The organism is Rhodococcus sp. WAY2 (genome assembly GCF_009859915.1).
GTDB classification, from domain to species: Bacteria; Actinomycetota; Actinomycetes; order Mycobacteriales; family Mycobacteriaceae; genus Rhodococcus_F; species Rhodococcus_F oxybenzonivorans.
Window position 1 is genome coordinate 267,990 of the sequence record NZ_CP046573.1, and the last position, 26,518, is coordinate 294,507.

Annotated in this window: 19 protein-coding genes and 1 pseudogene; 11 read left to right on the forward strand and 9 right to left on the reverse strand. The window is 60.0% G+C overall.

The features are described 5' to 3' along the window. The first annotated feature begins 45 nt into the window (after window positions 1–45). From GFS60_RS39430 to GFS60_RS31310, 5 genes are all read left to right on the forward strand, one after another. Window positions 46–561 (forward strand): hypothetical protein, encoded by a 516-nt coding sequence (locus GFS60_RS39430; protein ID WP_236603580.1) that lies wholly within the window; start codon window positions 46–48, stop codon window positions 559–561. Between the two features lie 12 nt (window positions 562–573). Beyond that, window positions 574–1,098 (forward strand): pyridoxamine 5'-phosphate oxidase family protein, encoded by a 525-nt coding sequence (locus tag GFS60_RS31295; RefSeq protein WP_159928041.1) that lies wholly within the window; start codon window positions 574–576, stop codon window positions 1,096–1,098. 48 nt (window positions 1,099–1,146) lie between these two features. Beyond that, window positions 1,147–1,617 carry a cupin domain-containing protein gene (locus tag GFS60_RS31300; protein WP_236603581.1) on the forward strand — a complete coding sequence of 157 codons (471 nt, stop codon included), beginning with the start codon at window positions 1,147–1,149 and terminating at the stop codon, window positions 1,615–1,617. Next, window positions 1,614–2,159: a pyridoxamine 5'-phosphate oxidase family protein gene (locus tag GFS60_RS31305; RefSeq protein ID WP_159928043.1), complete on the forward strand. Its 546-nt coding sequence runs from the start codon at window positions 1,614–1,616 to the stop codon at window positions 2,157–2,159. The genes GFS60_RS31300 and GFS60_RS31305 overlap by 4 nt, the downstream gene beginning before the upstream one ends. Window positions 2,160–2,263: 104 nt before the next feature. Beyond that, window positions 2,264–3,709 carry a nicotinate phosphoribosyltransferase gene (locus GFS60_RS31310; RefSeq protein WP_159928045.1) on the forward strand — a complete coding sequence of 482 codons (1,446 nt, stop codon included), beginning with the start codon at window positions 2,264–2,266 and terminating at the stop codon, window positions 3,707–3,709. Window positions 3,710–4,992: 1,283 nt separating this feature from the next. On the opposite strand, the gene GFS60_RS31315 is transcribed toward GFS60_RS31310, so the two are convergent. The 5 genes from GFS60_RS31315 to GFS60_RS31335 all read right to left on the reverse strand — a co-directional run bounded on the left by GFS60_RS31315 (window position 4,993) and on the right by GFS60_RS31335 (window position 11,864). Next, the gene (locus tag GFS60_RS31315) at window positions 4,993–6,348 is read right to left on the reverse strand and encodes a coenzyme F420-0:L-glutamate ligase (RefSeq protein ID WP_159928047.1); all 1,356 of its coding nucleotides are present in this window, start codon (window positions 6,346–6,348) and stop codon (window positions 4,993–4,995) included. 248 nt (window positions 6,349–6,596) lie between these two features. Then, the gene (gene cofC / locus GFS60_RS31320; RefSeq protein ID WP_201453685.1) at window positions 6,597–7,532 is read right to left on the reverse strand and encodes a 2-phospho-L-lactate guanylyltransferase; all 936 of its coding nucleotides are present in this window, start codon (window positions 7,530–7,532) and stop codon (window positions 6,597–6,599) included. 12 nt (window positions 7,533–7,544) lie between these two features. Then, the gene (gene pgl / locus GFS60_RS31325) at window positions 7,545–8,345 is read right to left on the reverse strand and encodes a 6-phosphogluconolactonase (RefSeq protein WP_159928049.1); all 801 of its coding nucleotides are present in this window, start codon (window positions 8,343–8,345) and stop codon (window positions 7,545–7,547) included. Next, a complete protein-coding gene (gene cofH, locus GFS60_RS31330) occupies window positions 8,342–10,813 on the reverse strand; it encodes a 5-amino-6-(D-ribitylamino)uracil--L-tyrosine 4-hydroxyphenyl transferase CofH (protein ID WP_159928051.1) in 2,472 nt (823 codons plus the stop codon). The genes pgl and cofH overlap by 4 nt, the downstream gene beginning before the upstream one ends. Window positions 10,814–10,886: 73 nt before the next feature. Next, window positions 10,887–11,864: a ribose-phosphate diphosphokinase gene (locus GFS60_RS31335; RefSeq protein ID WP_159929065.1), complete on the reverse strand. Its 978-nt coding sequence runs from the start codon at window positions 11,862–11,864 to the stop codon at window positions 10,887–10,889. Between the two features lie 746 nt (window positions 11,865–12,610). Between GFS60_RS31335 and GFS60_RS31340 the strand changes: the two genes are divergently transcribed. From GFS60_RS31340 to GFS60_RS31350, 3 genes are all read left to right on the forward strand, one after another. Further along, window positions 12,611–13,546 carry a nucleoside hydrolase gene (locus GFS60_RS31340; protein ID WP_201453686.1) on the forward strand — a complete coding sequence of 312 codons (936 nt, stop codon included), beginning with the start codon at window positions 12,611–12,613 and terminating at the stop codon, window positions 13,544–13,546. A gap of 369 nt (window positions 13,547–13,915) precedes the next feature. Beyond that, a complete protein-coding gene (locus GFS60_RS31345; RefSeq protein ID WP_236603582.1) occupies window positions 13,916–15,397 on the forward strand; it encodes an aldehyde dehydrogenase family protein in 1,482 nt (493 codons plus the stop codon). Between the two features lie 82 nt (window positions 15,398–15,479). Further along, a complete protein-coding gene (locus GFS60_RS31350) occupies window positions 15,480–16,910 on the forward strand; it encodes an aldehyde dehydrogenase family protein (RefSeq protein WP_159928053.1) in 1,431 nt (476 codons plus the stop codon). 322 nt (window positions 16,911–17,232) lie between these two features. Here the strand turns inward: GFS60_RS31350 and GFS60_RS40445 are convergent. The 4 genes and pseudogenes from GFS60_RS40445 to GFS60_RS31365 all read right to left on the reverse strand — a co-directional run. Beyond that, window positions 17,233–17,481: pseudogene (locus GFS60_RS40445) on the reverse strand (hypothetical protein); the annotation flags it as partial. A gap of 901 nt (window positions 17,482–18,382) precedes the next feature. Continuing rightward, window positions 18,383–19,336, reverse strand: coding sequence for a ribokinase (locus tag GFS60_RS31355; RefSeq protein WP_159928055.1), 954 nt, complete (start codon window positions 19,334–19,336; stop codon window positions 18,383–18,385). Continuing rightward, on the reverse strand, window positions 19,333–20,340 hold the full coding sequence (locus GFS60_RS31360) for a LacI family DNA-binding transcriptional regulator (protein ID WP_236603583.1): 1,008 nt from the start codon (window positions 20,338–20,340) through the stop codon (window positions 19,333–19,335). Before GFS60_RS31360 ends, GFS60_RS31355 begins: the two co-directional genes overlap by 4 nt. A 31-nt stretch (window positions 20,341–20,371) precedes the next feature. Further along, window positions 20,372–21,184, reverse strand: coding sequence for a glutamine amidotransferase (locus GFS60_RS31365; RefSeq protein ID WP_159928057.1), 813 nt, complete (start codon window positions 21,182–21,184; stop codon window positions 20,372–20,374). 2,121 nt (window positions 21,185–23,305) lie between these two features. On the opposite strand from GFS60_RS31365, the gene gnd reads away from it, so the two are divergent. The 3 genes from gnd to fgd all read left to right on the forward strand — a co-directional run bounded on the left by gnd (window position 23,306) and on the right by fgd (window position 26,459). Then, window positions 23,306–24,358, forward strand: coding sequence for a phosphogluconate dehydrogenase (NAD(+)-dependent, decarboxylating) (gene gnd / locus GFS60_RS31370; RefSeq protein WP_159928059.1), 1,053 nt, complete (start codon window positions 23,306–23,308; stop codon window positions 24,356–24,358). Next, a complete protein-coding gene (glpX, locus tag GFS60_RS31375; protein WP_159928060.1) occupies window positions 24,355–25,365 on the forward strand; it encodes a class II fructose-bisphosphatase in 1,011 nt (336 codons plus the stop codon). The genes gnd and glpX overlap by 4 nt, the downstream gene beginning before the upstream one ends. 80 nt (window positions 25,366–25,445) lie before the next feature. Continuing rightward, window positions 25,446–26,459 carry a glucose-6-phosphate dehydrogenase (coenzyme-F420) gene (fgd, locus tag GFS60_RS31380; protein ID WP_159928061.1) on the forward strand — a complete coding sequence of 338 codons (1,014 nt, stop codon included), beginning with the start codon at window positions 25,446–25,448 and terminating at the stop codon, window positions 26,457–26,459. Window positions 26,460–26,518: the final 59 nt, after the last annotated feature.

The following is a 26,518-nucleotide window of genomic DNA, read 5'->3' on the forward strand; positions in this document are numbered from 1 at the left end:
CACGCCGTTTCGCGAATTATGGTAGCAACCCAGAGAGGAATACTCATGCCCAATACGCATACGTCCACCACAAAATCAGTGGGCGCGGAAATTCGAGCCTCATTTCCGTCCCGCCCTCAACGCTTCCCGAAAGTGATCAATTTCAAGGAGATCGAGAGTATGCCGCGCCTGCCCTTTTCGAGGGGTTGTGCGAGTGGAGTTTTCATCTCTCGCGAACGCGAGGATTCTCGTTACTACACACAAGGATACTGCTTCCACGATTCGGATATGGAAGACTTTGTCTGGGACGAGACCGCATGGGATGAGGCCTTCTACTGCGTGAAGGGTCAGCTCCGATTGCACGCTGTGGACGCTGAAGGGGCCGAGGCCGACTACGTCGTCGACGAAGGTGACCACTTCTGGGCACCAGCTGGCTTCAAATACACCTTCAAAGCCTCAGGTGTGGACTCGATCAACTTCTGGACAATGGCACCGGTGCAACAGTCCGGGTGGAAATTCACAGGCGACGATCCGTCCTACAGTGACGCACTGATCGCGATGCGCGACAACCCTGAACTTTGAGGAGACTAAATCATGGCAGTTTCACTAAACGAATTTGTTCCACTCGACGGGATCGGACGGTGGGCATACCTCCAACGAGCTCGCAAGGTTCGGCTAGCTACCTCCGATGATGCCGGCGCTATTCACGTAAGCGCCGAGTGGTTCGTGACCGACGAGGAAACGCTTTACATTCCTCTCGACGGTGCGATTGGCGACCCAGGAGCCACTACTACACCGGCGAATATTCACATCAGCAACATAAGCCGAAACAAGGTAGTTTCCGGCGTCGTCGATGAAGGTGACGAAATTACCGAATTCAGGTCAGTGCACTTCCGCGGAACCGCACATATCATAGAGGGCGAAATTGTGGAAACACTGCTCGACCTCTCCGCCGCGAAATATTTCTATCACACTCATCCCCACCTTGAGTTCTATTTTAGCGACGGCGCTGTGAAGAACCGACGTTGGTACCGAATCGACATCGACGAAATGAGCGGCTGGGATGCACGCCTGCTCGCACAACCGCCTATCAATGAACGCAGGCTGCTTCCCAAGTAGGAAAATTCGACGTCACGTCCCATTTTAAGTGCATGGAAAGGCATATTGATGTCAGATCTTGATCCTCAGGCTCAGAATGCTCGACGTTATCCTCGAGCGATAGCCGAAGACGAAATCGAGTCTCTTCCCCAGATGAACTGGAACAACGGAATTGGGACCAAAATCTTTCTCACGCAAGAACGAGATGATGCGAGGTACTTCCGGCATGGAATGATGTACGTAGAGCCCCAGCATGGCGAAGTGCATTGGTTCCAAGCGAACTTCGACGAAACCCAGTATTGCATCTCGGGAATGATGCGGGTTCGGGCACAGGACCGCGGCGGTCGCGAGGTCATTTTGGAGATTGGCCCCGGCGAAGTCCTATACCTGCCAGCAGGATTCACCTACACCATGGAGCCGACGGGACAGGAGAGTCGCCTTTTGTTCACCAGTGGGCCATCGCCACGGCCTGGAATTGTCGAGCAAAAATCGTACAGCAAGCAGTTGCGGAGCCTGCGGGGACAGGGGATGGAAAAATGAGTGAAGACGTGCCAGCCGTTACCGCCAGTGTGGCGGCGCCACTGCGAGGACAGAAGAGGTGGGCCTACCTAGCCCGTCAGCCAATGATCCGGCTGGCTACCTCCAACGAAGACGGAACGATCTACTTGTCGTCGTTGTGGTACGTAGTCGAAGACGAAAAGATCTACCTTCCCATTGACGCCGCCGGGCGCCACGCAGCGAATGTGAGAGCCGGCCGCGCCCTTTCCGCGCTGGTAGATAGTGGTGACGAGTACGCCACCGTCGCCGGCGTACGCATTCTCGGCGCTGCCGTTCCCGTAGAAGATGATCCCGAGCGTGTGGCCCACCTCGAGCAACTGGTGTACGACAAGTACTTCTACACCGGCCATCCCTTTGCAGAGCCGTACTTTCTGTTCGGCAAAGTTGCTGGAAGAACCTACTTCGAACTGAGGCCGGAAAAGATGATCGGCTGGGACACACGGGAGACGACAACCCCGCAGGTTACAGAGGTGCATGAACTTCCGGATTTTCTCAAAGATCGCAGGATCTCAACAACGGACTAGTTCTACGTGACCTCCGAGGACTTTTGGTCCACCTCATCGGGCGTCCGAGTGCGCTATCAGCATCCGATCGAGTTCTAATCTCCCCATCCCCGTAGGAGCATTGCATGACCACCAGAACTGGCTTCACTAATCTGTTGACCAATACTGACAACTATAAGCACACCCAGTTTTTCCAGTATCCGCCCGGCACCGAGTATGTCTCGAGCTACATCGAGTCCCGAGGCGGAGCCTTCCCAGCTACACTTTTTTTCGGGCTACAGGCATTCCTCCGGGAGTATCTCAGCAAGCCGTTCACTGTTGAAGACATTGATGAGGCCGAAGCAATTATTCGCGGTACAAATGTCGAGTTCAATCGGCAAATCTGGCTGGACCTGCTGGAGGACCACGGAGGCTATTTGCCGATCGAGATCGAAGCCGTTCCCGAAGGGACAGTAGTTCCGACAAGGAACGTGATGCTGCAGGTTATCAATACCGATCCCAAGTACTTCTGGGTGCCGAGCTTCTTTGAAACTGCGCTTCTGCGAGCAGTATGGTATCCGACTTCAGTCGCCTCCTTGAGTTGGATGTTGAAAAAAATCATCTGGAACGCCCTGGAACGTACCTCGGACAATCCCGATCTAGCGGGCCACTATCTGGCTGACTTCGGCGCGCGCGGTGTGAGTTCCCTGGAGTCGGCAGCATTGGGAGGGATGGCGCATCTGGTTAACTTCGACCAGAGCGAGACGGTGCCCGCAACAGTTGCCGCAAAGAAGTACTACGACGCAGCGACTCCCGCATTTTCGGGTGTACACATGGAGCATGCAAGTATTTCTTCCTGGGGTCCCGACGGGGAGGCGGAGCAGATGCGACGTATGCTCGACAGGAAATCTCCCATTGTCAGTTTACTGACTGATACTTTCAACCACGAGAACACGGTCCGGAATATCGTTGGCGTCAAACTAAAGGAGCAGGTAGAGGAATATCCTGGACTCGTGGGGATACGTATCGATTCGGGCGATGTAGTGCAGGTCACCTCCGACACGGTCGAGTGGCTGATGGAGGCGTTCGGGTATGAAGTCAATAGCAAGGGGTTCAGGGTTCTCCCGCCCTATATTCGGGCTCTCCAGGGCGACGGCTTGACAATTGAGAGTTTGCGACAGGTCTACGATGAGCTCGAGCGCCGAGGCCTTTCGGCGGAAAATGCACTGTGCGGTATGGGTGGCGGGCTGCTGCAGCAAATAAATCGCGATACGTTCAATTTCGGCCAGAAGGCAAATGCCATTTGCATCGATGGTAAGTGGAAGGACATTGCCAAGAGGCCGACCGGGAACCTGATGAAGCATTCCAAGGCTGGGCGGTTGGCGCTGTGCAAGGTCGACGGTGACTTCAAGACTGTTCCAAGAGGGCAGGTCTCGCCCGAAGAGAATTTGTTGGTACCCGTTTTCCGAGATGGAAGAATCCTGCGGACGTTGGCGTGGGGCGAAGTTCTCGAGAACAGTAACCGTGAAGTTCCCGCCTACTACTACGACGAGGTGCTCTCGAAGGACAGGTCAACCCTGGAAATCGGCTAGTTCACCCGGTTGGCACAGGGGGACACCGAAGTCTTCTTCGAGATCCAGGCGACCGCCACGGTTCGCGCCATCGGCGCCCATCCTGCGAGGTTTAATTCTGTGTGGCGCTTGGCCGTTAACCGAACACGAGAATTTTCGCCTCGCTCACTTCACGGTAGCCAAGGGTATCGTGTGGCAACTGTTCCGGCCGGGGTCGGGTTATAAGACAGTTCTGGATCAGTTCGAGCGCTGCGGACACAGGCTACTCGGAAGGTGGTAGCGCGATTAGTTTTCTATGCCGCGGCGTCGGAAACTTGACTACCAGCGATGGAGAAGGTCGCCAAAGCGAGCAGCCTGCTCGTGAGCGATGGGTGAGACAGGAGAGCTGATCGGGATGTGCAGCAAGCGCTATGGTGCGCTACTTGACGACCAGGAAGCTCCGAATGGGACCCAACAAATCGTCATAAGCTCGGTAGCCTCCAGCCGCACGCGAACACGCCCGTTTCATTGAGCCCTCTCCGCGCCAGCACTCGTAGTGGCGAAGGTGAACGAGCAGGCTTCTGCTTCTCGCATGTTCCTCCCGGAGACCGACCTCGGACGGTAAGCGCTCCGTTCGGCGCGACACCGTATCCCCTCACATGAGTTTGCATGTGCAGGGTGATATCGAGGCGTTCGGCGGGTCCTGCCGTGACTCGCATCCGCCGCGGTCCGCCCTTCGGATCGTCAATCGCCACAAGCGAAGAACCGAAGGGTGGCCCGCGCCATCGATCCAGCTAGAGCGGAGATATCCGCGCGAACATCTCGCCATATCAGGCTCTGCACGCGACCCTCCCGTAACGACCTCAGTTCGGGCGGGTCGGTTGCGTCCAACAATGCGGTGTACGGATCGGAATCGGATCTGACCGGCGTGAGGCGATCACCACCGCCTCCGATAGATTGACTTGCATCAGGTCCTGACCGATCGCGTCACCGACGCCAGCCCTGATCTGCTGCGTAGCCCGCTGTCCACGTTCATCGATGCGCTGATGGGCGTCGACTCTGATAGTTCGCGATGTGACAGCTGAGGCGAGCGCCTCGGGGAGCGTACCAACAACCGAAACGGGTACCGCCACTCCACTGGGGGCGTATGCGATAGAAGTCGGGCGCATCGCTGATTCTGTACGTTCACCGGCACACTTTTCGGGGGAACAACGGTGTGATGGTGATATCAGGGCTGAACCTCCTTCGATGGGTGCTGCGAATCTCGACTGTTTTCGCGGGATACGTGTCCTGGGCGGAGGGCGCCGTGTGGGGAAGAGGAGATCTCAGAATTCGATTAGTGCATCTGCGGGATCAACTGCTTTGCGGGGCTCCGGCGGCTGAGCCGCGTAGCCGACAGCCACGGCACCCAAGGGGCGCCACTCTGTCGGAAGGTTGAGCTGGCCGCGCACTACGTCTGGAGCGAAAATTGTTGAGCCGATCCAGCAGCTGCCGATTCCCTGGGCAGCCAAGGAGACCAGCAACCCCTGAACGGCAGCGCCTCCTGACACGCTAAACATCGTCGCCTCTGCCCGCTGTCGGCGCAGGTCAGGATACTCATGAGCACCGTCAGGTACGCAAAACGGAACGATCACTTCGGGCGCGTTGAATAGGATGTTGCCACGTTCAACGCGTCGGTTCACCAACTCCCGCGGTAGTCCATCGCCGGCCAGATCTGTGCGCCACTGCTCACGCATGGCGGTAAGTAGGCGTGCGCGAATAGTATTGGAACGCAGCCAGACAAATCGAACGGGACGAGTGTGGTGCGGCGCAGGAGCCGTAAGGGCATCGGCAACTGCCGTTCGGATCGCTTGGGGGTCTACCGCTTTGTCGGTGAAAGAACGAATTGACCGGCGGAGCAGTAGTGCCTCGCGGCGCCCCTGGATCAGCGCCTCGGAGGTGCCGAGCCAGAACATGTCTTCCGGGCCGCGTCGGAGCAGATCAACCGCGCTGGTGCCGTCATCCTGCAGTGTGAGTCCGCGCACGACAGCGATCGGATTCCCCGACAGCTTTCCTTTCACGAGGTCTGCCGCGGCGGCAACTTCATCGGCGACTGCTACCTCGGTGACTTGCAACTCGTTTCCCTGAGAGTCTTTGGTACCGGCATATCCGTGCAGCACCGCAATTCCGGCGCTGCCAATCGCCGCATCGATTTGCCCCTTCCTCCAAGCCCGGCCCATCGTATCGGTGATCACTACTGCCACTGTAACTCCGAGCCGTTCCTTCAGCCCTTCTCGAATTGAGTGTGCGCTGGCATCGGGGTCACTCGGAAGTAGGGCCAGTTCGTTGGAGAAGACGTTGGATCCGTCTATTCCAGAAGCGGCTTGGACGATGCCGATCCGATTCTCTGTGATGAGGGTATGACCCCTTTGGGCGACTACGCGTACCATCTCCTGCTCGACGAGTTGATGCCGGATGGCCTCTCGCTCGTCGGTGTCACCCGGCACATCGACTATCCGACCCTCCGCCTTCGATACGATCTTGCTGGTGACCACAACGATGTCGTCGTCGACCAGGAAAGACGCGCGTTGAGCGATATGTGCCACAAGGTTGTCCCCCGGCCGGAACTCAGGTAGGCCGGTCACGGGTATTACTTGCAGTCCATTCATCGCCCCGTGGTCATTCGTCTGTACACCGGTCATTGTGAGCGCTTCCTATGTCGATGGCGTTGTTCGGCGAATTCGTCCGTACGAGTTCGCTTCGGGTGGGCAGATGAACCGATACCTCAGGTTGTGGCCGGCTGACTCCACCAAGAGGGCGCCACAGGGCTGCGGCATCGCATGGGATGGTTGGTCTCCCAACAGGTAGGCTCACGATCGAAGCTCAGTACGTATGAATCATGAGTATGTCGGAACGAAGTGGTCACGCATTGTCGCGTCAAAGCTCACGCTCAGTGCTTGTGCCAACCTTCGTCTTCCTCGGTAGTACGCCCATAAGCGAGTTGGAGCATCGATTCGCGCTGGATGGAACTCAGTTTGGGGGTGACATCCGGTGAGAGCAACTTGATGAGCCGCTCGAAATATGTACGCGGGGTGATACCGAACTGGATAAAGATCTCGTCGTTGCTTCCACCACCGAACGGAGTCCAGTGCTGCGCGAAGCGCAGCATTGCGACTTCGTGTTTATCCAGCATCATCAACTCGTAGTTTGATCGGAACGCTGCGATCCGGGCGGCCGTGCAGTGACCGACTCCCAAATCTCGCGCCGTCCGGAGATCTGCCGCCGTATCCACATCCGATTCAAGCGAAGGCCAGTGGCCGGCCAACTGAATCGCTCCGGAGGAAAGGTGTGCACGTGCCGACCCACTGCCGAACTGAGGCTGCAGGCGCTCACCCCGAGCGGAGAGCAGCAACGTCGTGCCAGTTCCCGCCCGATCGGCACAAATCGCGCGTCGCCCCCCGGCGGCTGAAATGAAGGAGGACAGTTCGCGGGGACGCAACGCTGGGAGATCGGCGAGCAGTGCGCCTACTATATGGCCTGACTCGCCGGCGTGGAGTGCACTCGCCCCGTGATCGAGGGCAGCGTTGAGGCCCCCTCCAGGCTCGCTCTGCAAGACGGTTGCGCCTCGGCGCCCAACGTTCTCGGCTACCTCGGGATCACGAGTAACAACCAAGACTTGGCGAACTGCGCGGGTTCGGAGAACTGCGGTCACTGTGTCGGTCACCATGGCAAGAACAAGGCTTTTGTGCCAGGTGGCGTCGCCCATTCCTCCGTCGGCTGCGCCCAGAAGACGGGTCTTGGCTTCACTCAACGCTTTTACCGGGATCACCATGTCGACCCGCAAACCCTCTGGAGGGTGAACCTGCACAGATTCAACTGTCGGCATCCGTCAACCGCCTCATTCAGTTGCTACTTCATCGGCACTTGTCAGCAAGCTGGCCGCGGCCGCGTCCAGGAACATCCTGGTTGCGCTCAATCCCTGCGCGCCGGCTGCTGGGAGTTGCTGAGCGGGCAACTCCTTCTTCATCAGTGCCGAGACGGCAGCCGCCTTGGCTCCGCCGGTGGTCATCATCCACACTTCGCGGGAGCGCGTGATCGCGGACAGGGTCAGTGAGATCCGGGTGCTCGGTGGTTTCGGGCAGTTGTATACCGCCACCACCTCACGTTGCATGTCCAGCACGGCCGGTGAATCCGGGAAGATCGACGCGACGTGACCTTCCTCGCCCATCCCGAGGAGGCAGATGTCGAACAGGGGCGCCCTGTCCGGGCGACCGTACGCGCACAGCAGCGCCTGGTAGGCGCTCGCCACTGCGGTGGCGTCATTGCCGAAGCCGCCGTCGGAGGGCGCCATGACGTGCACACGGCCCGGGTCCACGGGCAGGTGGTCCAGCAGGGCCTCACGCGCCTGCTTTTCGTTACGGTCGGGGTCATGTCGGGGCACGAAACGCTCGTCGCCCCAGAAAAAGTTCACTCGCTGCCAGTTGACGATGTCGCGATTCGGATCGGTGCGTAGTCGCTCGAGCACCGCGGTCCCGGTTCGCCCTCCCGTGAGCACCAACGACGCGTAGGCGCGCTCCTTCTGTGCCTGGGCAAGTGTCGAAAGCAACCTTGACGCAACGTGGCGGGCGAGCTGTTCAGCGTCGTTATAGATGTAGGGGATCGGCTTCGAGCGACCGGAAGCGGTTCTTGTTGTTGTCATCTGAGGATCACCTCTGGTGAGTGTGTCGGCGCACCGTGCAGATCGAGTTGGTGTGTGGGGGGCGTGAGGTAGTTGGTCGTTCGCCGTCGCAAGCGGCGGCCGATTCCCTGCACCACCTCGTCCAGGTCTGTCTCGTCGAGTTGCTGGCCGTGGGCTGCGCCGGCGGCACGGCTGATGTTCTCGTCCATCAACGTCCCGCCGACGTCGTTCACTCCGGCTTGGAGCAGTTGACGAACGCCTTTTAGTCCGAGCTTGACCCACGACGCCTGCACGTTGTCGATCAGCCCGTCGTAGACGATTCGCGCAATCGCGTGGATCAACACTACTTCTCGCCAAGTCGGACCACGGCGCGCACCACGCTTGAGGTAGATCGGCGCCGCCATGTGCACGAACGGAAGACCAACGAACTCGGTGAACCCGCCCGTCTCACGCTGGAGTTCTCGGGTGCGGAGCAAGTGCCGCGCCCAGTGCACGGGTTCCTCGACGGTTCCGAACATCATCGTCACGTTCGACGTCAGGCCCATTGAGTGGGCGACGCGGTGACATTCGAGCCACTCCTCGGTGTCGATCTTGTCTGGGCAGAGGATTGCCCGGACGTCGTCGTCGAGGATCTCGGCAGCGGTGCCCGGTAGTGACTTCAGTCCTGCGTCGACCAATCGCTGTAGGTAATTCTCGAGCGGCTCCCCGAGTCGCTTGGCTCCTTCCGTGACCTCGAGGGCTGTGAATCCGTGCACGTGGATGTCGGGCGCTGCTTCCTTCGCCGCGCGGCAGACGTCGATGTAGTAGTCGCCGTCAAAGGACGGGTGGATGCCGCCTTGCAGGCAGACCTCGGTACACCCGAGGTCCCACGCCTCCCGGACACGGCCGGCGACTTCCTGAAGCGTCAGAAGGTACGGCTTACCCCTCAGATTCAGCGACAACGGCCCCTTGGAGAACCCACAGAAGGTGCACTTGAAGGTACAGACGTTGGTGTAGTTGATGTTCCGATTCCGCACGAATGTCACGTCGTCACCGACCGCCCTGGCGCGGAGCTGATCGGCGAAGTCTGCGACCTCAGCGACCTCTCCCCCGCGAGCTCCGAACAGCGTGACGATCTCGTCCACTCCAGGTTGCTGCCCCGAGGCGATTCCGTCGAGGACGTCCGTGACGGGCCCGCCGAACCCTCGCCGGCGGCTCGGCACAAGTTCGGTGGGCGCGAACTCCGACCCGGCACTCCAGACGGTCGAGCGTCGACCGATCTGGACGACTTCCGCCCCGGTGCCGACGTTCTTCGCGTCGGCGTGGCTCTCAGGGAACATCGCACCCGGGTCGTCGCGGCCGAGCGACTCGGCGTCCGACCGATCCATGATCGCGAAATGCAGTCCGGGGTCGATCCATTGGTGGGGGCGGCGCGCGAACTCGGGGTAGACGGTGAGTCGGGGTGTGAGGAACTTGCCGTGCCGTTCGGTCACCTCGCGGAGCCGGTCGAGCGAGGGCCACGGTCGTTCCGGGTTGACGTGATCAACCGTCACAGGGGACACACCACCGAAGTCGTCGATCCCCGCATCGAGCAGCGGACCGAGGTCTTCCGACAGGTTGGGGGGCGCCTGCAGGTGCACATCCGGCGGCAGGATCAACCGCGCCATTGCGATCGTGCGCAGCAAGTCGTCCTGCGGGCAGGCGGGTTCGTTGCGCATCACAGTGTCCGGTTTCGGCACAAAGTTCTGCACAATCACTTCTTGGACATGCCCGTAACGCCTGTGTACACCAGCGATGGCTCGCAGCGCCGTCACACGGTCCTGCGGAGACTCTCCGATGCCGACGAGGATCCCGGTCGTGAAGGGAATCGCGAGGTCGCCCGCGGCTTCCAGCGTGGCCAGCCGGCGTTCCGGTGTCTTGTCGGGCGCACCGCGGTGGGCCATCAGCGTCGGGTTCAACGACTCGATCATCATGCCCTGGCCGGGGCTGACGGTCCGCAGCAGCGACAGAGCATCCGGTGCGAGAGCACCGGCGTTGGAGTGCGCCAGCAATCCCGTCTCCGCGGTCACGAGGCGGCACATTGCGGCCAGGTACTCGACGGTCGAGCCGTAGCCGTGATCGGCCAGCCATTCCGAGGCGACGTCGTATCGGTCTTCGGGCTGTTCTCCCAGTGTGAACAGCGCCTCGTGACACCCGGCCTGCGCCCCCTGCACCGCGATCGCGAGCACCTGGTCGGGCGTAAGGAAAGGCGCTTCGACGCGTGCGGGTGAACGGGAGAACGTGCAGTAGCCACACCCGTCGCGGCACAGTGAGGTCAACGGGATGAAAACCTTCGGCGAATACGTCACCCTTGTGCCGAAGTGCGCGTTACGTAGTTCCGCTGCCCGTTCCATCAGCTCCGAGAGCGGAAGGGTGAGGACGTTCGCGTCATCGACGGAGAATGCGTTGAGGGCGCTCCTTGTGGTGCCGATCTGGTGGATTGTTGATTTCGTACCTGTATCGAAGCTCATGGTGGGATGCTCTCTACGCCTCTACCGGTAATGAGAACCCTCGAGCACGGCTCGACGGCTCCACTTCTATCGATCAGAACAACTGGTACTCACTGCCGAACACTTCGCTGACGGATCCGCCGCGGAAGACCTGGCTGATCGAGTCGGCGAGAACGCCGGCGCAGGACAGCACGCGCACGTTGGCCGGTGCCTGGGGCGACAGCGCGATCGTGTCGGTCACGACGATCTCTTCGAACGGTGCCGCGGCGAGGTTGTCGTAGGCTTGGCCGCTGAACACCGGGTGGGTGGCTGCGGCGAAGACCCTCGACGCTCCTGCCCTCATCACCATCTCTCCCGCAGCACGGAGCGTGCCGGCGGTATCGATCATGTCGTCGACGATGATTGCAGTCTTGCCCCGAACATCCCCGATCACGTGACCTATCTCGGCCACCTGATGTCTCGGGCGTTCCTTGTCGAGAATCGCGAGATCGGCGCCGACACACTTGGCAAAGCTCTTGTTCAGTTTCACCCGGCCGGCGTCGGGTGCCACCACCACGAGATTCTCCATCTCGAGATCGATGAAGTACTGAGCGAGCAACCTCATTGCGGTCATGTGGTCCACCGGTATCTTGAACATTCCCTGGAGCTGTCCGGCGTGCAGATCCATCGCCAGCAGACGGTCCGCTCCAGCCGATTCGAGCATTCGGGCAACCATGCGCGCCGATATTGGTTCCCGCGGAGCACTCTGTTTGTCCTGCCTCGAGTACCCATACCACGGCGTCACTGCGACGACACGGTGTGCGCTGGCGCCCACCGCGGCGTCAATCATCACCATCAGCTCCATCAGAGCGTCATTGGTGGTGACCCCGGTAGCGGAGTTGGTACAGGTCGGCTGGACGATGAAGACGTCGGCGTCGCGGATCGACTCTTCGAACCGGCAGTACACCTCACCGTTCGAGAACGTCTTCAGTACCACCGGACTCAGCCCCACGTTCAGCTCGGCACCGATCGCCTTCGCGATCTCGGGGTTCGCTCGACCGGTGAACAGTTTCAAACGCTTGCCGTAGTTCATGGGCATGCTTGTTGCAGCACCCACGGGTGTAGCGCTGTCGGCGCCACCCGCCGGACTCGAAGTCAGAACGTCCACAGCTCGATGCCTCACTGTCATGTACTCGTCTAGGGGTTTTCCGTATGTGTAAGTCTTGAGTCCGCTGGCTGGGCCACAAATCAGCCCTTACCTGGATGGCGTCATTTCGACCTCGAGCTTGCACAGTATTCCGCTGGCCGACCGTCAGACCGAGTCAGCGCGGTGGTTCGACAAACATCGAAACCGTGCCGCAGCCTTCCACGCTAACCCGAACCAGTTCGGCCACTAAGCGCCGTCTCTCCCAATAAGTCAATCAGGATCCGCCCGTACTACACCCCCCACCCAGTACCGGAGACACGACTTCGACAACCCCAATCCACGATCTTGAACTCTCAAGAGCAAAGTGGAACCGTTTCTATCTGTCCGGAGCTCGTTTCAGCCTTCTCCTACAGACATCGGTAGTTGGTCTTAGTCTTGAGACCGTCTGATCCCTATCCTCGGCCCGAGTAAAGGATTCCCATCACCCGACTTGACCTGCGCTCTTGTCGATCTCGACCTTTCAGTTGTCCCGCACTGACATCGACCAGCCAAGGCGCGGAGAGGCAACTGCGCTCGGTTACCGCAGCAGACAATCTCCCAACAACCGAATGGTATCGTTTCTACTCTGCGTCGCGCAAGACTGCGGGCGCTGCCGTGGCCAGCTCTACAAGCTCCGCGAAAGAAGGCAATCGATGCCCAGCCCGAGACCGCTCATCATCGATACAGACCCGGGAATAGACGATGCATTGGCAATAGCATTGGCGATCGCCAGCAGTGAAGTCAGAGTGGTCGCGCTGACCAGCGTGGCGGGCAACTCCCCCTTGGACATCGCGACCACGAACGCCGCGGCGTTGCTTACCGCATTTGACCGCGGCGACATTCCCATCGCAGCGGGAGCAGCACACCCTCTTGTCGGCGGCTACGAGCGGGTCAAAGATTCGCCACACGGCGACAATGGGCTAGGTGGAGTGATGCTCGAAGGCATGGGGCCACAACGGCGATCGCAAAGCGCGACCGACCTTATCGCCAATGTATTGCGGGATGCCGAACCTCGATCCGTGGACATCGCCGCCATCGGGCCTCTGACCAACATTGCGATCTTCCTCGCTCAGTATCCGGATCTCACGGACCGAATCGCGCGGATTACAGTGATGGGTGGCGGGACGGGGCCAGGAAACATCACCGACTATGCCGAGTTCAACATCTGGCATGATCCCGAAGCGGCCGCCCAAGTGTTCAGCAATGCGGCAGTCGCAGAAATTGTGGTGGTCGGATTGGATGTAACCCGCCGGGCGACTCTCGATCCTGACGATCTCGCACGTTTGCGGCGAAAGTCACGAAGAGGAGCCCTACTCGCCCGAATGATCGAGGCATACGGCGACATTCACGAAGGCGGATGGCCAATGCACGACGCGCTGGCCCTGGCGAGCATCGTCCACCCGCCGGTGATCAGCAAAACACCTGCGACGATCGAAGTCGTTACCGCCCCAGGAGAACGCCGAGGTCGGACCCTAGTCCAGTTCATAGACGCAGGCCAACCCCCGGCCTCGGGCCCACGGATTCAGTTCGCAACAAATGTCGACGTTGCGCTCTTTCGAGACCTAGTACAAACGCGCGCAGCTGGGTAACGGCTCCGTTTCTCGCACTCCGCCTGCGGAACTTGCGTATGCGTGGCACTTACCAGTGGGTTGCGAATACTTGACGGCATTCGGACATCGGACCTAGGATGATGTAAACGTTTCTACAAGACTCACCGCGCGACTCGGGTTTTACCAGTACCAAGATCGAACGACTGGGGGGCGTTGACGGACACCAAGGTCGCAGGCGCCCCGAACGATGCCTAAAACCAAGCCGGATTCTGCCGTTGCCGGGCCCGGGATGGACAGTAGGGAGTCTGTGACGCAGTACGAAATCTTTTTAAGGCACAACCTACGTACCGGCCGGCACCTTCATCGCGACTCGAACAAACATCCACTTTCCATAAGTTAGGACTTTCTATGGCGAACTTGGCGGGCGACTACCCCACGCCATGCGGTGCCACGCTCCTCGTGAACGGCATGTGGACTAGCTCCAGTTCCATATTCAAACGATTCGATCCTGCCCACCTCAGCGAGGAGACGGGAACCTTCGCCGAGGCAGATGCACATCATGTTCAGGAGGCTTACGCTGCTGCTGCAGCAGCAGCTTGTGGTTGGGCGGCGATGCCGGCGGGTCAACGAGGAGCAATACTCTCTCGCGCTGCTGATTTGCTCGAAGGCCGAACCGAAGAGGCCGCACGACGTCTTACTGCCGATATGGGCAAAGCCATTCGCGACGCCCGCGGTGAAGTCCGGCGAAGCGTCGCAGTCTTTCGCTATTTTGCCAATGAGGTTTCCCAACCCATAGGAGACACCTATCCCGGTTCCAGCGCCGATACCTTCCTGATGACCGTCGAGGAACCGGCGGGAGTGGTGTGCGTAATCACTCCCTGGAATTTCCCTTTAGCAATTCCCGCATTCAAGCTCTCCCCCGCACTGGCATTCGGCAACACCGTAGTATGGAAGCCTGCCGAGGCCGCGTCCGGCAGTGCAGTACTGCTGACCGAAGTATTGCTGGAGGCCGGTGTCCCTCCCGGTGTATTGAATATGATTACCGGAAACGGACGAACCCTGTCTCCCGCTCTCACCGGCGACCCGAGGCTGTGTGCCCTGACCTTTACTGGCTCCAATGCGGTCGGAGTCCGCTTACGGCAAGCGGTTGCCGACCGCAACGTGAAGGTCCAGCTCGAACTAGGCGGTAAGAACCCTGCAATTGTTCTTTCCGATGCGGACGTCGACGACGCTGCGACCCAAATATCCCGTGGCGCGATGCTTTCTGCTGGTCAGCGGTGTACCGCAACAAGCCGGGTTTATGTTCAACGGGACGTGGCTCGGAGTTTCTGTCATCGTCTGGTCGAAGAGGTTGAACGTCTCACTGTGGGCGACCCCTATCAGGAAACTACCGATGTAGGTCCGCTCGCATCTGTCGACCAATGTGGCACGGTCGGCGGATACCTCAGGCTCGCTTACGACGAAGGGGCCACGTTCCTCACTGGTCGTGAGCAAGACGAAGTTGGGCACGGCGACGGGAACTGCTTCGTCACTCCCACCGTGCTCACCGGTGTCTCTTCAAACAGCCGGTTGATGCGAGAAGAGATTTTCGGTCCAGTGGTGGTCGTTACCGCAGTCGATGACTACGAAGATGCCCTCACAGCCGCCAACGACACCGTCTTCGGACTTTCGGCTGCGATATTCACGTCCCGTATCGGTACGGTAATGGATTTTATCCGGCGCAGCAGATCCGGTCTGGTTCATGTCAACCGGGAAACGGCCGGTATTGAGCCGCATGTTCCCTTTGGTGGTTTGAAGGCCTCCAGCAGCATGAGCCGCGAATTGGGAAAGTCCGCGCGCCATTTCTTCACTAATAGCAAGACCGTTTACCTGAGATCTCGAGTTGAATAGGGATTCGGATCCTCTTCACTTTTCGAACAGCGCCAGCCAAGTTAAAGAAGCATCAACCAACGCACCGAACGAAGGAAGCACCATGGAGAATTCCAAGAAATTCTACATCAATGGGGCATGGGTGAACCCTGCCAGCTCTGAAACACTCGACGTCATTAATCCCGCGACGGAGAAGCCTTTTGCCACCATCGCACTGGGTACAGCGGAGGATGTTGATCGTGCCGTAGCTGCGGCCAAAGCTGCGTTTGACTCCTACTCGATTACAACCCGTGACGAGCGGATTGAATTGCTGGAGAACATCATCGCCGAGTACAAGAAGCGCGCCGACGATCTTGCCGGGGTGCTCAGCGATGAGATGGGCGCACCGACTGGTCTTGCTCAGGCCGCGCAGGTTCCTTTCGGCCTCGGCCACTTCATCACCACACTTGAAGTCCTACAGAACTTTGAGTTCGAGGAGAAGGTCGGCACAACCACCGTCGTCCGCGAGCCCGTGGGCGTGTGCGGATTGATCACCCCGTGGAACTGGCCTTTGAACCAAATTGCGGCCAAGACCGCACCAGCCCTGGCTGCTGGGTGCACGATGGTGCTCAAACCATCTGAGATTGCTCCGCTCAACGCGCTTATCTTGACCGAGGTCTTCCATGCGGCGGGGGTGCCAGCAGGCGTCTTCAACCTCGTCAACGGCGCGGGTCCGGCGGTCGGTTCAGCGCTATCGTCGCACCCCGACGTCGATATGGTCTCCTTCACAGGGTCTACCCGCGCGGGGATCGACGTGGCTCGCAACGCGGCTCCCACGGTAAAGCGCGTCGCTCAAGAGTTGGGCGGCAAGTCTGCGAACATCGTGCTCGACGATGCGGACCTCGAGGAGGTCATCACGCGCGATGTGAATGGCATGGTTCTCAACTCGGGCCAGTCCTGCAATGCCAGTTCTCGCATCCTTGTTTCAGAGTCACAGATCGACGATGCGATTGCCATTGCCAAGGCGGCGGCGGACGGTATCGTCGTCGGCCCGCCCACGGCGGACGGAACCACGATCGGCCCGGTGGTATCTCAGGCCCAATTTGACAAAATCCAGGGACTGATCCAGAAGGCAATCGATGAGGGCGCAACCCTGGTGACCGGTGGACTTGGACGCCCAGAGCACCTGACTACGGGTTACTACGTGAAACCAACGGTCTTCGCCGACGTAACCAACGACATGACCATCGCCCAGGAAGAGATCTTCGGGCCCGTGATGACGCTCATTACGTACCAGAATGAAGATGACGCAGTTCAAATCGCGAACGATAGCTGCTATGGGCTGGCCGGCATGGTTTCCTCCGGCTCCCACGAACGAGCGCGACGAGTCGCCCGCCGCATGCGTACGGGAATGGTCCACATCAATGGCGCGCCCCTTCTTGCAGATGTTCCTTTTGGCGGCTACAAGCAGTCAGGCAACGGCCGAGAGTTCGCAAAGTTTGGACTCCACGACTTCCTTGAGCTGAAGTCGGTCTATGGCGACAATGACGCCTGACCGGTAGCTCACAAGATCAGGAATTGCCAGGTTCCCATCGAACCTGGCAATTCCTGCCTTTGCCTATGTCTGAGCCGCGCAAGGAATATTGATCGCAATTGGTCCTCGGAAGCAAGATACCGACAGAAAGCCAGGAGATTTCGCCGCTATCCCGGGGACCGGCAACAGTGCGCTGCTAGTAAGGGACTCTCCGGTTATCCGCACACCTCATTCCCGGTGAAGGTTCGCGAGCAGGTATCGCAAAGCTGATAGATCACCCGGCGCCCTTGCGTCACCAGCAGTAACCGCCCGTCACGGTCGACGGGGCTGATGAATCTTCCATCGACAGGCCACCGCGAGAGCGGCCTACCACGTGGCCAGTCGGCCCGAGGTGCGGATTCGTGCTATTCGATCCAGCCCCTGTAGCGGAGGATGCTCGTTGCATACTGGTGGGCGCGAGCGATCGTCGATTTGCCGACACCACCCAGTGGACCATCCCAGACGCGTCGGCCGTGGTCAGAATCCGTTCGAGTACACAATCACAGGTACCGTGACCGGCGATCCGCCGCCGCCGGGTCCAGATCGTCTGCCAACGGCGGCGTCCGACAAGGGTGTAAAGCGTTCTACAGGACGATGTTCGGGTGACCCAGTTCAGGTATTGGCGGATAAGCAATGGGAGTGATCCCGGAGTTGTTGCCGTGCCCGTACTGGTCGGCGTGGTCGTCCGTTCGCCGATGTACCCTAGCCGACATATCACCTCTGCCTGAGCGCGCCGTAAGTCGGACTACTCTCCGACCGAGGCGCCCGTAATTTTAGAACTCCGCAGCCGTGACTCTGTCCAGGCCCAAGCGATAATGCGGGCGATTGCTAAAATACTCATATAAAAAGAATACTATCGAGTAACGATAAGTGCTGGTGTTTTCAATCGGAAACCACGATATTTCGGTATCAATAAATTATCGATTCACCATCTCAGGGCTCTCCAATCTGCGCGGGCCACCAGGGACTCGAGGGTGTTCGGCGCGGTCGTCCGGCAGACCCTCGGTCTTCAGAAATCGGGATGCTGCAAAACATCAGGCAACGGAGGGACGAAGAGCGTGGTCGAGAGCACGACAGTGCTGTTTTGGGCTGTCAGGAGTACCAGTAAGCAGCATGTCCTTGACCCGGCGGCGCCCGGTTGGTCGCGTTGATCATCGACGAGAACACCGCGCCGGCGTGCCCGTCGTGCGGGGTGTTCTGACCTTCGTCAAGGAACGGGTTCCCAGACCGAAAGACATCCCCTACGATCGAGATCGAATTCTGGTGCGAACTCAGGGAATTACGCTTCCAGCGACAAGGACGGCTGGAGATGGTCGCCGGACCCAGGTCTATCCGGCAACCTGCTCAGTGATGCACCTACAGAGTGACGAGGCGCCGGAAGTTGTCATTCCACGCAGCATCAGTCAAATCTCAGAACCGAGGGGCCCAGCCGCCCCGTTTCGGGACACCTGGCGTCAGGTTTTGAGTTCGGCTTCGATCTCCGTCACACGAGGCATCCCTGCCCGAGCACCGACGTGCGCAACAGACAGGGCGCCTGCGGCATTCGCGTACTGTACGGCATCCTCGAGTGGGTCGCCGGCCGCAAGCCGGTTGATCAGAACGCCGTTGAATGTATCGCCCGCGCCGGTTGTATCTCGTGCCACCGTGCGCCGTGGTGGCACATGGTTGATGTTTCCATCTGGCGTTCCTACCAGGGCACCGTCGCCTCCCAGTGTTACGACGACCGAGGCGCCGGTTCTAGCCATGATCGCTTTCGCAGCTGTTTCGTAGTCCGGCGAAGCATCGCCCAGGAGCGTCTGGGCGAGTTCGATGCACTCGCCGGAGTTAGGTGTCAAGATCGGCCCAAGGCCGAGCAGCCCGACGATTCCGGGTATGGGCGGGGCCGGATTAAGGACACAACGTACCCCGGCTAGGGCTGCAGTCTCGACAGCGGCAGCCACCGCGGCCTCAGGTATTTCCGTGCTCACCAAGACGTAATCCGTCCGCCTGAGTTCGGACTCGAGGGCCAGCGTGACGTGTTCGGCGCTTAACGCTGCATTGGCTCCCGCACCGACGGCGATCTGGTTTTCACCGGCCGGATCTACCACGATCAACGCGACCCCGGTGGCTTCCTGCTCCAGGACGGTGACGCCGCTTACACTGATCCCCTCGGCGACGAGCTCACTCAACGCCTCCGTGCCGTTCGCGTCCGCACCCACCGCCCCGACGAGATGCACTTCGGCTCCTGCCCGCGCGGCTGCAACCGCGGCGTTGGCACCCTTTCCGCCGCCGTACCGTTCGACGCGAGCCCCCACGACGGTCTCCCCCGGACCCGGCAACCTCTCGGCGGCGACGACAAGGTCGACGTTGATTGCGCCGACAACGAAAACCCGCCTCCTGGCGGTACCCGCGTTCGGCGGCGTACTCATGAACTACCTCGCGGTGTGGCCACGGAGTCTCTTATCTGTAGCAGCGCTGGGAAGGGTTGTGGAGTTTCTAGGTCGTCTTTGCCATCGATCAGGTCGAATAGGACACGTGCGGCGCGCTCCCCCATGTCCCGGGCCGGTTGGCGGACTGTCGTCAATCTCGGCGTTAGGAGCGAAACCAGTGGTAGATCGTCGAAGCCGACCACACTGAGTTCTTCAGGAACCTGAATGCCCTCGGTTCGGCAGTATTCGAGCACGCCGATCGCCATCAAGTCGTTCGCGCACAACAACGCTGTAGGGCGCTTCTCCGACGGCCCGGACAGCGCTTTCGCCGCAAGTTCGGTGCCTGAGTTCTGCCGATAGTTTCCGCAGAAGACCGGAACGCTGTCGGGATCTATTCCGGCCGCTGCCAACGCTTCCCGGTAGCCGGCGAGTCTCTGCTGCGCCGTCCACAGCCCCTCGGGACCTCCTATGACGGCAATATTCCGATGACCGGCTTCGAGCACGTGCTGGGCAACTTCACGAGCACCCCGACGGTTGTTCGACACAACTGCCGGTACGTCAAATCCGGGCACCTGTTCGTCCACCAGCACGATCGGCCCGAGGCGGGTGAGCTCGAGAAGCGACGTCGGCGACGTCGAGGCTCCCGACAGATAGATGATGCCATTCAGTCTCTGGCTGCGGAGCAATCGGCCGTTGAGCGACTCTGCCCCATCGGTGGCTTCGGGAGCACACAACACGACAAGCACTCCATATGCAGCGGCAACCTGCTCCACCCCTTCCGCCAGGAGCGCGAAGAACTGGTTCGAGAGTTCGGGAACGACGAGCCCGATCGTGGGCGCCGAGCGCCTCTTCAGCCCCCGTGCAGCCTCGTTGGGTGCGTAGTTAAGTACCCGCACAGCGTCGAGCACACGTGCGCGACGTGCGGGCGCAACTGGTCCGCTGTCGTTCAGGACGTAGCTGACCGTGCTGACTGAAACGTTCGCATGCCGAGCCACATCTTTCATCGTCGGAGGCTGACTACTGTTCATAAACTCTTCAATCTACCGCAGCAGTTGCACGAGCCGGTGACGCGACGGATGTACTCGCGCCGGCCGCCCAGTTCACAATCGAGGTCCAGAGCGCACGGTAGTGCTGCCACTGCACAAACTCCGTTGGCGCCCAATGCGGTGCCAGATCTGAGGCAAAGGCAACCGTGCGTCCGACACCGGCGGTGCCGACCACCAGCAGCGGATCGTCACCGAAGCGCGTTACCACCGTGGCATCCGGCTTGGCGATGACTCGGTTGTAGCCGAGAAGCATCGGCCATTCCGCCGGGGTTCCGCCGAGAATCTCGTGGCCAGGCTCGTCGAACGTGGCATCGAGTCCCTCGGGCACCTCGACCCGGTCGTCGTAGTCGAGCATTGTGACAGGAAGAACCGAAGCCAGCGGGCTCATCCCATAGCGTGCCTTACCATCGATGCCGGTGAAGGACATGTAGCCACCCACCATGATCAGGCCGCCGCCAGCTTCGGTGAAATCCACTAGTAGCGCCAAGCGGTTGACGCTGCGCTCGGATCGCAGAAAAGTCTCATCGGCCAACAGGAAGGAGTTTGCTCCGATGTCGCTGAGCACCACGACATCGAACTGCTGTAGCTCTTCAAGCGTCTTCGGGAACAGACCCGAGATCTCATGTGCGCGCATGTACGTCACCTCGAGACCGGAAGCCTTCAGCGAGTTCAAGAAGACGCCGCCGCCTTCCTCGTACTCGACCGTCCGGAACTCGTCGAAGCCCTTGATGTGCACCGTGTGTTTTATCCACGATTCGCCGACCACGAGCACTCGAACGGCTGCGTCCTTAGTCGAACTCATACCTACTCCAGTTCCAAAGATGTTCATAACTCAACTCTTGAGCCATTGCGGGGGACTGCTCCGCGCGATATTGGGAGGGCGAGCTTGGTTGAGCGCGTTTCGCACCTCCGAGAGCACTAGGCCGATTCTGCGCCCTCGGCTTCCCTTCGAAACCGCACTCCCCTTAGCCGATTGGTGGCCGAGTCGTCGGCCCAGAGCAAGAATCGATTCAATATTCGTCTATCTTCTCCCCCAAAACTGGGGCTTCAACGCCTGTTGATTCGTTTCTAATTTACAAGAGCGGCTTCTGGCCGTCAAGCGGAAAACCTGCCCGCCACCCTCGACGAGCCAGACTCGGCGCCGAGCCAGAAGAGTACTTAGAACTCTACCGAGAACCGCCCGGGTTCCTTGCCTATGCTCCAGCCAATTGCTCCCAAAAGGGCTTAATGCAGAGCACTTTGCGACGAAGCAGGGATGATCCAAAGACGCGATCAGGTGGTGGCCGGCGGTATAGCTGGGCGGCCCAATCGATCTGCCACCCGTGATCCATGTCAATCCGACGGCGGTACGTGCGTTTGTCAATGCCGCAGAATTGTAAAGGGCGTTGAAACAATCACCACAACTGTAAAGATTTTGGAAACGACGACGTCGAGGGTTCCACTCTGATCGAGTCCATCCAAACGCACGTTGCGCCTGCGAGGAACCTGAACCTACCCGACCAAGGACTTGGTGAACTCCGCCGACGACGTGCGCAACTGCGCGAACGTCTGTCCTATTTACTCGTGTACAGGTGCGTATAGCCGTGATTTCCATCGAGACCCGCGGCGTCGGCAAGCCCGGTCAGCACCCGAAGCGCAATCCGCGTCGATCAAATTCGTCGAGAAGCATGGAAGGCAGTCCGTCAACACTGAGGAGAAGAGCCCGACTCACCCCGGATCGCCGAGACAACTCCCGAAGTGGTGTTCCCTGGATGCGGTCTGGGCGCTCTTCTGAAGGGCTCACTGGGGCTAATGATGTACCGGGATTGGACCAGCTCCCATCCCCGCTCAACCTTGCTACCAGCGGTAGATGCGCGAAAGGCTGCTGAGGATCGGCCACGATCTCGTATCTGGACGGGACCGGCACCCGGACCGCTCAGCTGCCCTGGGACGGTGGACGCGAGGTTCCACAACGCCGTGCAACGAACTACCTCCACCGAGTTCTCGTGTGGCGCGTCTTCGCCACCGACGAAGTCGCCTAGACGAAACGCCTGCACAAATTGGTTTCCCATCAAGGCCTCCTTGACCGTTGCAGCATCGACATTTACTCTATGTAAACGATTCTACTTTGGAGGATATCCCACCACATGCCTCACAGCTTTGGCCACTTGCTGCTCCCCGACGGTGCAACTCTCTTCACATGGCGGGGGGTGAGCAGCGTGAAGACCGTTTCAATCGATTCGACCCGTTCTGTTTCCGCTCCTTGTGGGCGCTTTCGACTGAGTAACAGCCCGCTCACATGAACCGGGTGGTCGCGTCAGCTGTCGGCGCACAGTTCGGTTGGTGGCAATTGCCGGCCATCAAGCGCGCGAATGTTCTTCCGGCGTGCCGGAGAGCCGCTCGAAATGCGGATTGAGAAGGGAGCTCGCCGGCTCACCGCCGACACGGGGAAGTTGATCCGTGAGTCCCCGGGCAACTCTGCACAGCGCACCGCTTCTGCTCCGAGCCCGGTCGCGCCCATCGGCGCTTCGAATCCTCAGGCAGCATGTGGCGGCGGGCAGGTGCAGCTCGGGAGTTCTTACTGCAGCGGAGACACTGGTGGGAGCGCCAAACCAGCGTCTCGAACGCACGCGGAGACGGCAACTGGGGTCCGCCTTGCATGGACCTCGAGAAGACGGAGGAATCGACGAACGTTGCATACTCTCGCGAGAGGGAGATGGGCGGGGAGCCCGTCACTGCATCTCCTTTTCGAGACCACACCTCTGCAACGGAAAAGCTGATCACTGAGAACTGAACCGGATGTCCCACACGTGCTCGCCACTGCGCACCAAACGAACGAAATCTGTACCGCCGCAACTGGTGGCCCGGGTACTAAGACGTGTGCGTCGCCGTCTCCTACACACACGAGCAGGTTACCGAAGTCAGCGACTGACTCCTGTTGCAGATGAATACCTGCTGGAAACCAAAGGCGATTTCAACAAAATCACAAATTCGAGATACCCCGCGTGGCCCGAGAGTTGTGTGCTCTTCGATCTCGGCCGAGCGGGCATGCTCTATCGATTTCGAAAGGCTCCACGCTATGCAGATCGGGCTTATCGGACTGGGAAAAATGGGCCTCAACATGCGCGAACGGCTCCGACGTTCGGGGATCGAAGTCATCGGGTACGATCCGTACGTCGATACCTCCGATGTGTCATCGATCGACGCGCTCGTCGAAACACTCCCGTCCCCGCGAATCGTGTGGGTGATGGTTCCGGCCGGCGGGCCGACGCAGGAGACGATCACTCATCTATACCAAACGCTTTCCGCCGGTGACCTCGTCATCGAAGGCGGCAATTCACACTTCAGCGATGACGTCCACCACGCCAAGTCTCTCGACACACGCGCAATCGGCTACCTCGACTGCGGTGTGTCAGGCGGAATCTGGGGCCTCGAGAACGGCTACGCGTTGATGGTCGGCGGAGCCGAGGAACACATCGCCCGGGCAATGCCGCTCTTCGACGCCCTCCGACCCGAAGGTCCTCGCAGTGAAGGCTTCGTTCACGCTGGACCTGTCGGTGCCGGCCATTATTCCAAGATGGTGCACAACGGAATCGAGTACGGGCTGATGCAGGCGTACGCGGAAGGTTTCGAACTTCTTGGGGCCGCAGAACTCATCGAGAACGTCCCCGCGGTCATCGAGGCCTGGAGTCGCGGCACCGTGGTGCGATCGTGGCTACTGGATCTCCTGGTGCGGGCAGTAAAGGACAACCCTGATCTGGCGGGAGTCTCTGGATGGACCCAGGACTCGGGAGAGGGCCGATGGACCCTCGAAGAGGCGATTCAGAATGCTGTGCCGGTCCCGGTTATCTCAGCCGCACTGTTCGCCCGATTCGGGAGCCGTCAGAATTCGTCACCAGCCATGAAGGCGGTCTCAGCCCTACGGAACCAATTCGGGGGACACTCCACGAGCAGCGGAGAAGCCGCCGCCGTTCAACTAGAGGCGGCCACCCGATGACTGTGTCGAGAACGAACCACGGAGAGAAACCGGACCGTAATCTCGCGCTGGAACTGGTCCGAGTGACGGAAGCTGCCGCGATGGCAGCGGGACGCTGGGTGGGGCGGGGAGACAAAATTGGCGGCGACGGTGCCGCGGTCGATGCGATCCGACAACTCATCAATTCGGTCTCCATGCGCGGAGTCGTTGTGATTGGTGAGGGCGAAAAGGATCACGCACCCATGCTCTACAACGGCGAGTCCGTCGGAACTGGAGACGGTCCCGATTGCGACGTCGCAGTCGATCCGGTGGATGGCACGACCATGCTGTCTAAGGGAATGTCCAACGCCATCGCCGTGCTCGCGGTATCTGAACGTGGAACAATGTTCGATCCATCCGCGGTGTTCTACATGGAGAAAATCGTGGTCGGTCCCGAAGCCGCCGACGTCATCGATATCACGGCGCCTGTCCGCGAGAACATCCGACGCGTGGCACGCGCAAAGAAGTCGTCGCTTTCCGACGTGACGGTGGCCGTACTCGACCGCCTCCGCCACGGTGACCTTATTGCTAGCGTGCGCGATGCCGGGGCCAGGGTCCAACTACTTGCCGACGGCGACGTTGCCGGGGCCATCGCGGCCGCGGACCCTCGTTCCGCCCCGGATATGTTGCTGGGGATCGGCGGTACACCCGAGGGCGTCATCGCGGCAGCAGCGCTCCGGTGCATGGGCGGCGCGATCCAGGGCGTGCTGGCGCCCACGAATGATGCCGAGCGCCAACGCGCGATCGAAGCTGGGCACGACCTGGATCGGGTTCTATTCACTGAGGACCTCGTGTCCGGAGACAACGTTTTCTTCTGCGCGACTGGCGTCACCGACGGTGATCTGTTGCGCGGTGTGCGTTATGCCGCAGGTGGAGCCGCCACGCAGTCGATCGTCATGCGGTCAAAGTCGGGCACGGTCCGCATGATCGACGGACAACACAGCCTGAATAAACTCCGAGAATACTCGACAGTGAATTTCCACGGCTGACGCTTCGTTCGCACAGACAGATCCGGCCGCCCCGCGCAGGGCGGTTTTCAGAAATTCGAAACGATTGGTAGGAAGCTGAAATGACTTCAGAACTCCGGCTCGGATACAAGGCTTCGGCGGAACAATTCGGACCACGTGAACTGGTCGAACTCGCCGTCCTCGCAGAACACCACGGCCTTGACAGTGCCATGGTGAGCGACCACTTCCAGCCCTGGCGGCACAAGGGTGGACACGCCCCCTTCTCCCTGGCATGGATGACGGCCGTCGGCGAGCGGACCACGAGGATCCAGCTCGGCACCTCGGTGCTGACACCGACCTTTCGGTACAACCCCGCAGTTATTGCGCAGGCATTCGCCACGATGGGGCTGCTCTATCCCGGGCGGGTGATGCTCGGCGTCGGTACCGGCGAGGCGCTTAACGAGATCGCGACCGGGTTCGAAGGCGACTGGCCGGACTTCAAAGAGCGATTCGCCCGGTTGCGCGAGTCCGTGCAACTCATGCGCGAACTGTGGAAGGGTGGCCGAGTCGACTTCGAGGGCGAATATTACCGCGCTACGGGAGCATCGATATATGACGTTCCTAGAGAGGGAATTCCGGTGTATGTTGCGGCTGGCGGTCCGGTCGTCGCCCGCTACGCCGGTCGCGCAGGTGACGGATTCATCTGCACCTCCGGTAAAGGCATGGAGCTGTACAACGACAAGCTGATGCCGGCTGTCGCGGAAGGCGCCCGAAAGGCCGAACGTCAGGTCGATGACATCGATCGACTGATCGAGATCAAGATTTCATACGACACCGATTCCGCACAGGCACTAGAGAACACCCGATTCTGGGCACCGCTGTCCCTGACCGCCGAGCAGAAACATGACATCACTGATCCGATCGAGATGGAGGCCGCCGCGGATGCGCTTCCCATCGAACAGGTAGCCAAGCGGTGGATCGTCGGTTCCGATCCGGACAAAGTGGTCGAGCAGATCAAGCCCTACATCGACGCTGGCCTGAACCATCTGGTGTTCCATGCTCCCGGGCATGATCAGAAGCGTTTTCTGGAACTGTTCGAGCGTGACCTCGCGCCACGGCTGCGCAAGCTCGGCTAACTCCCCGAGTCCCGTCACCGCACCGTCTAGCCATAGACGGTGCGGTGACCGTCGCAGTG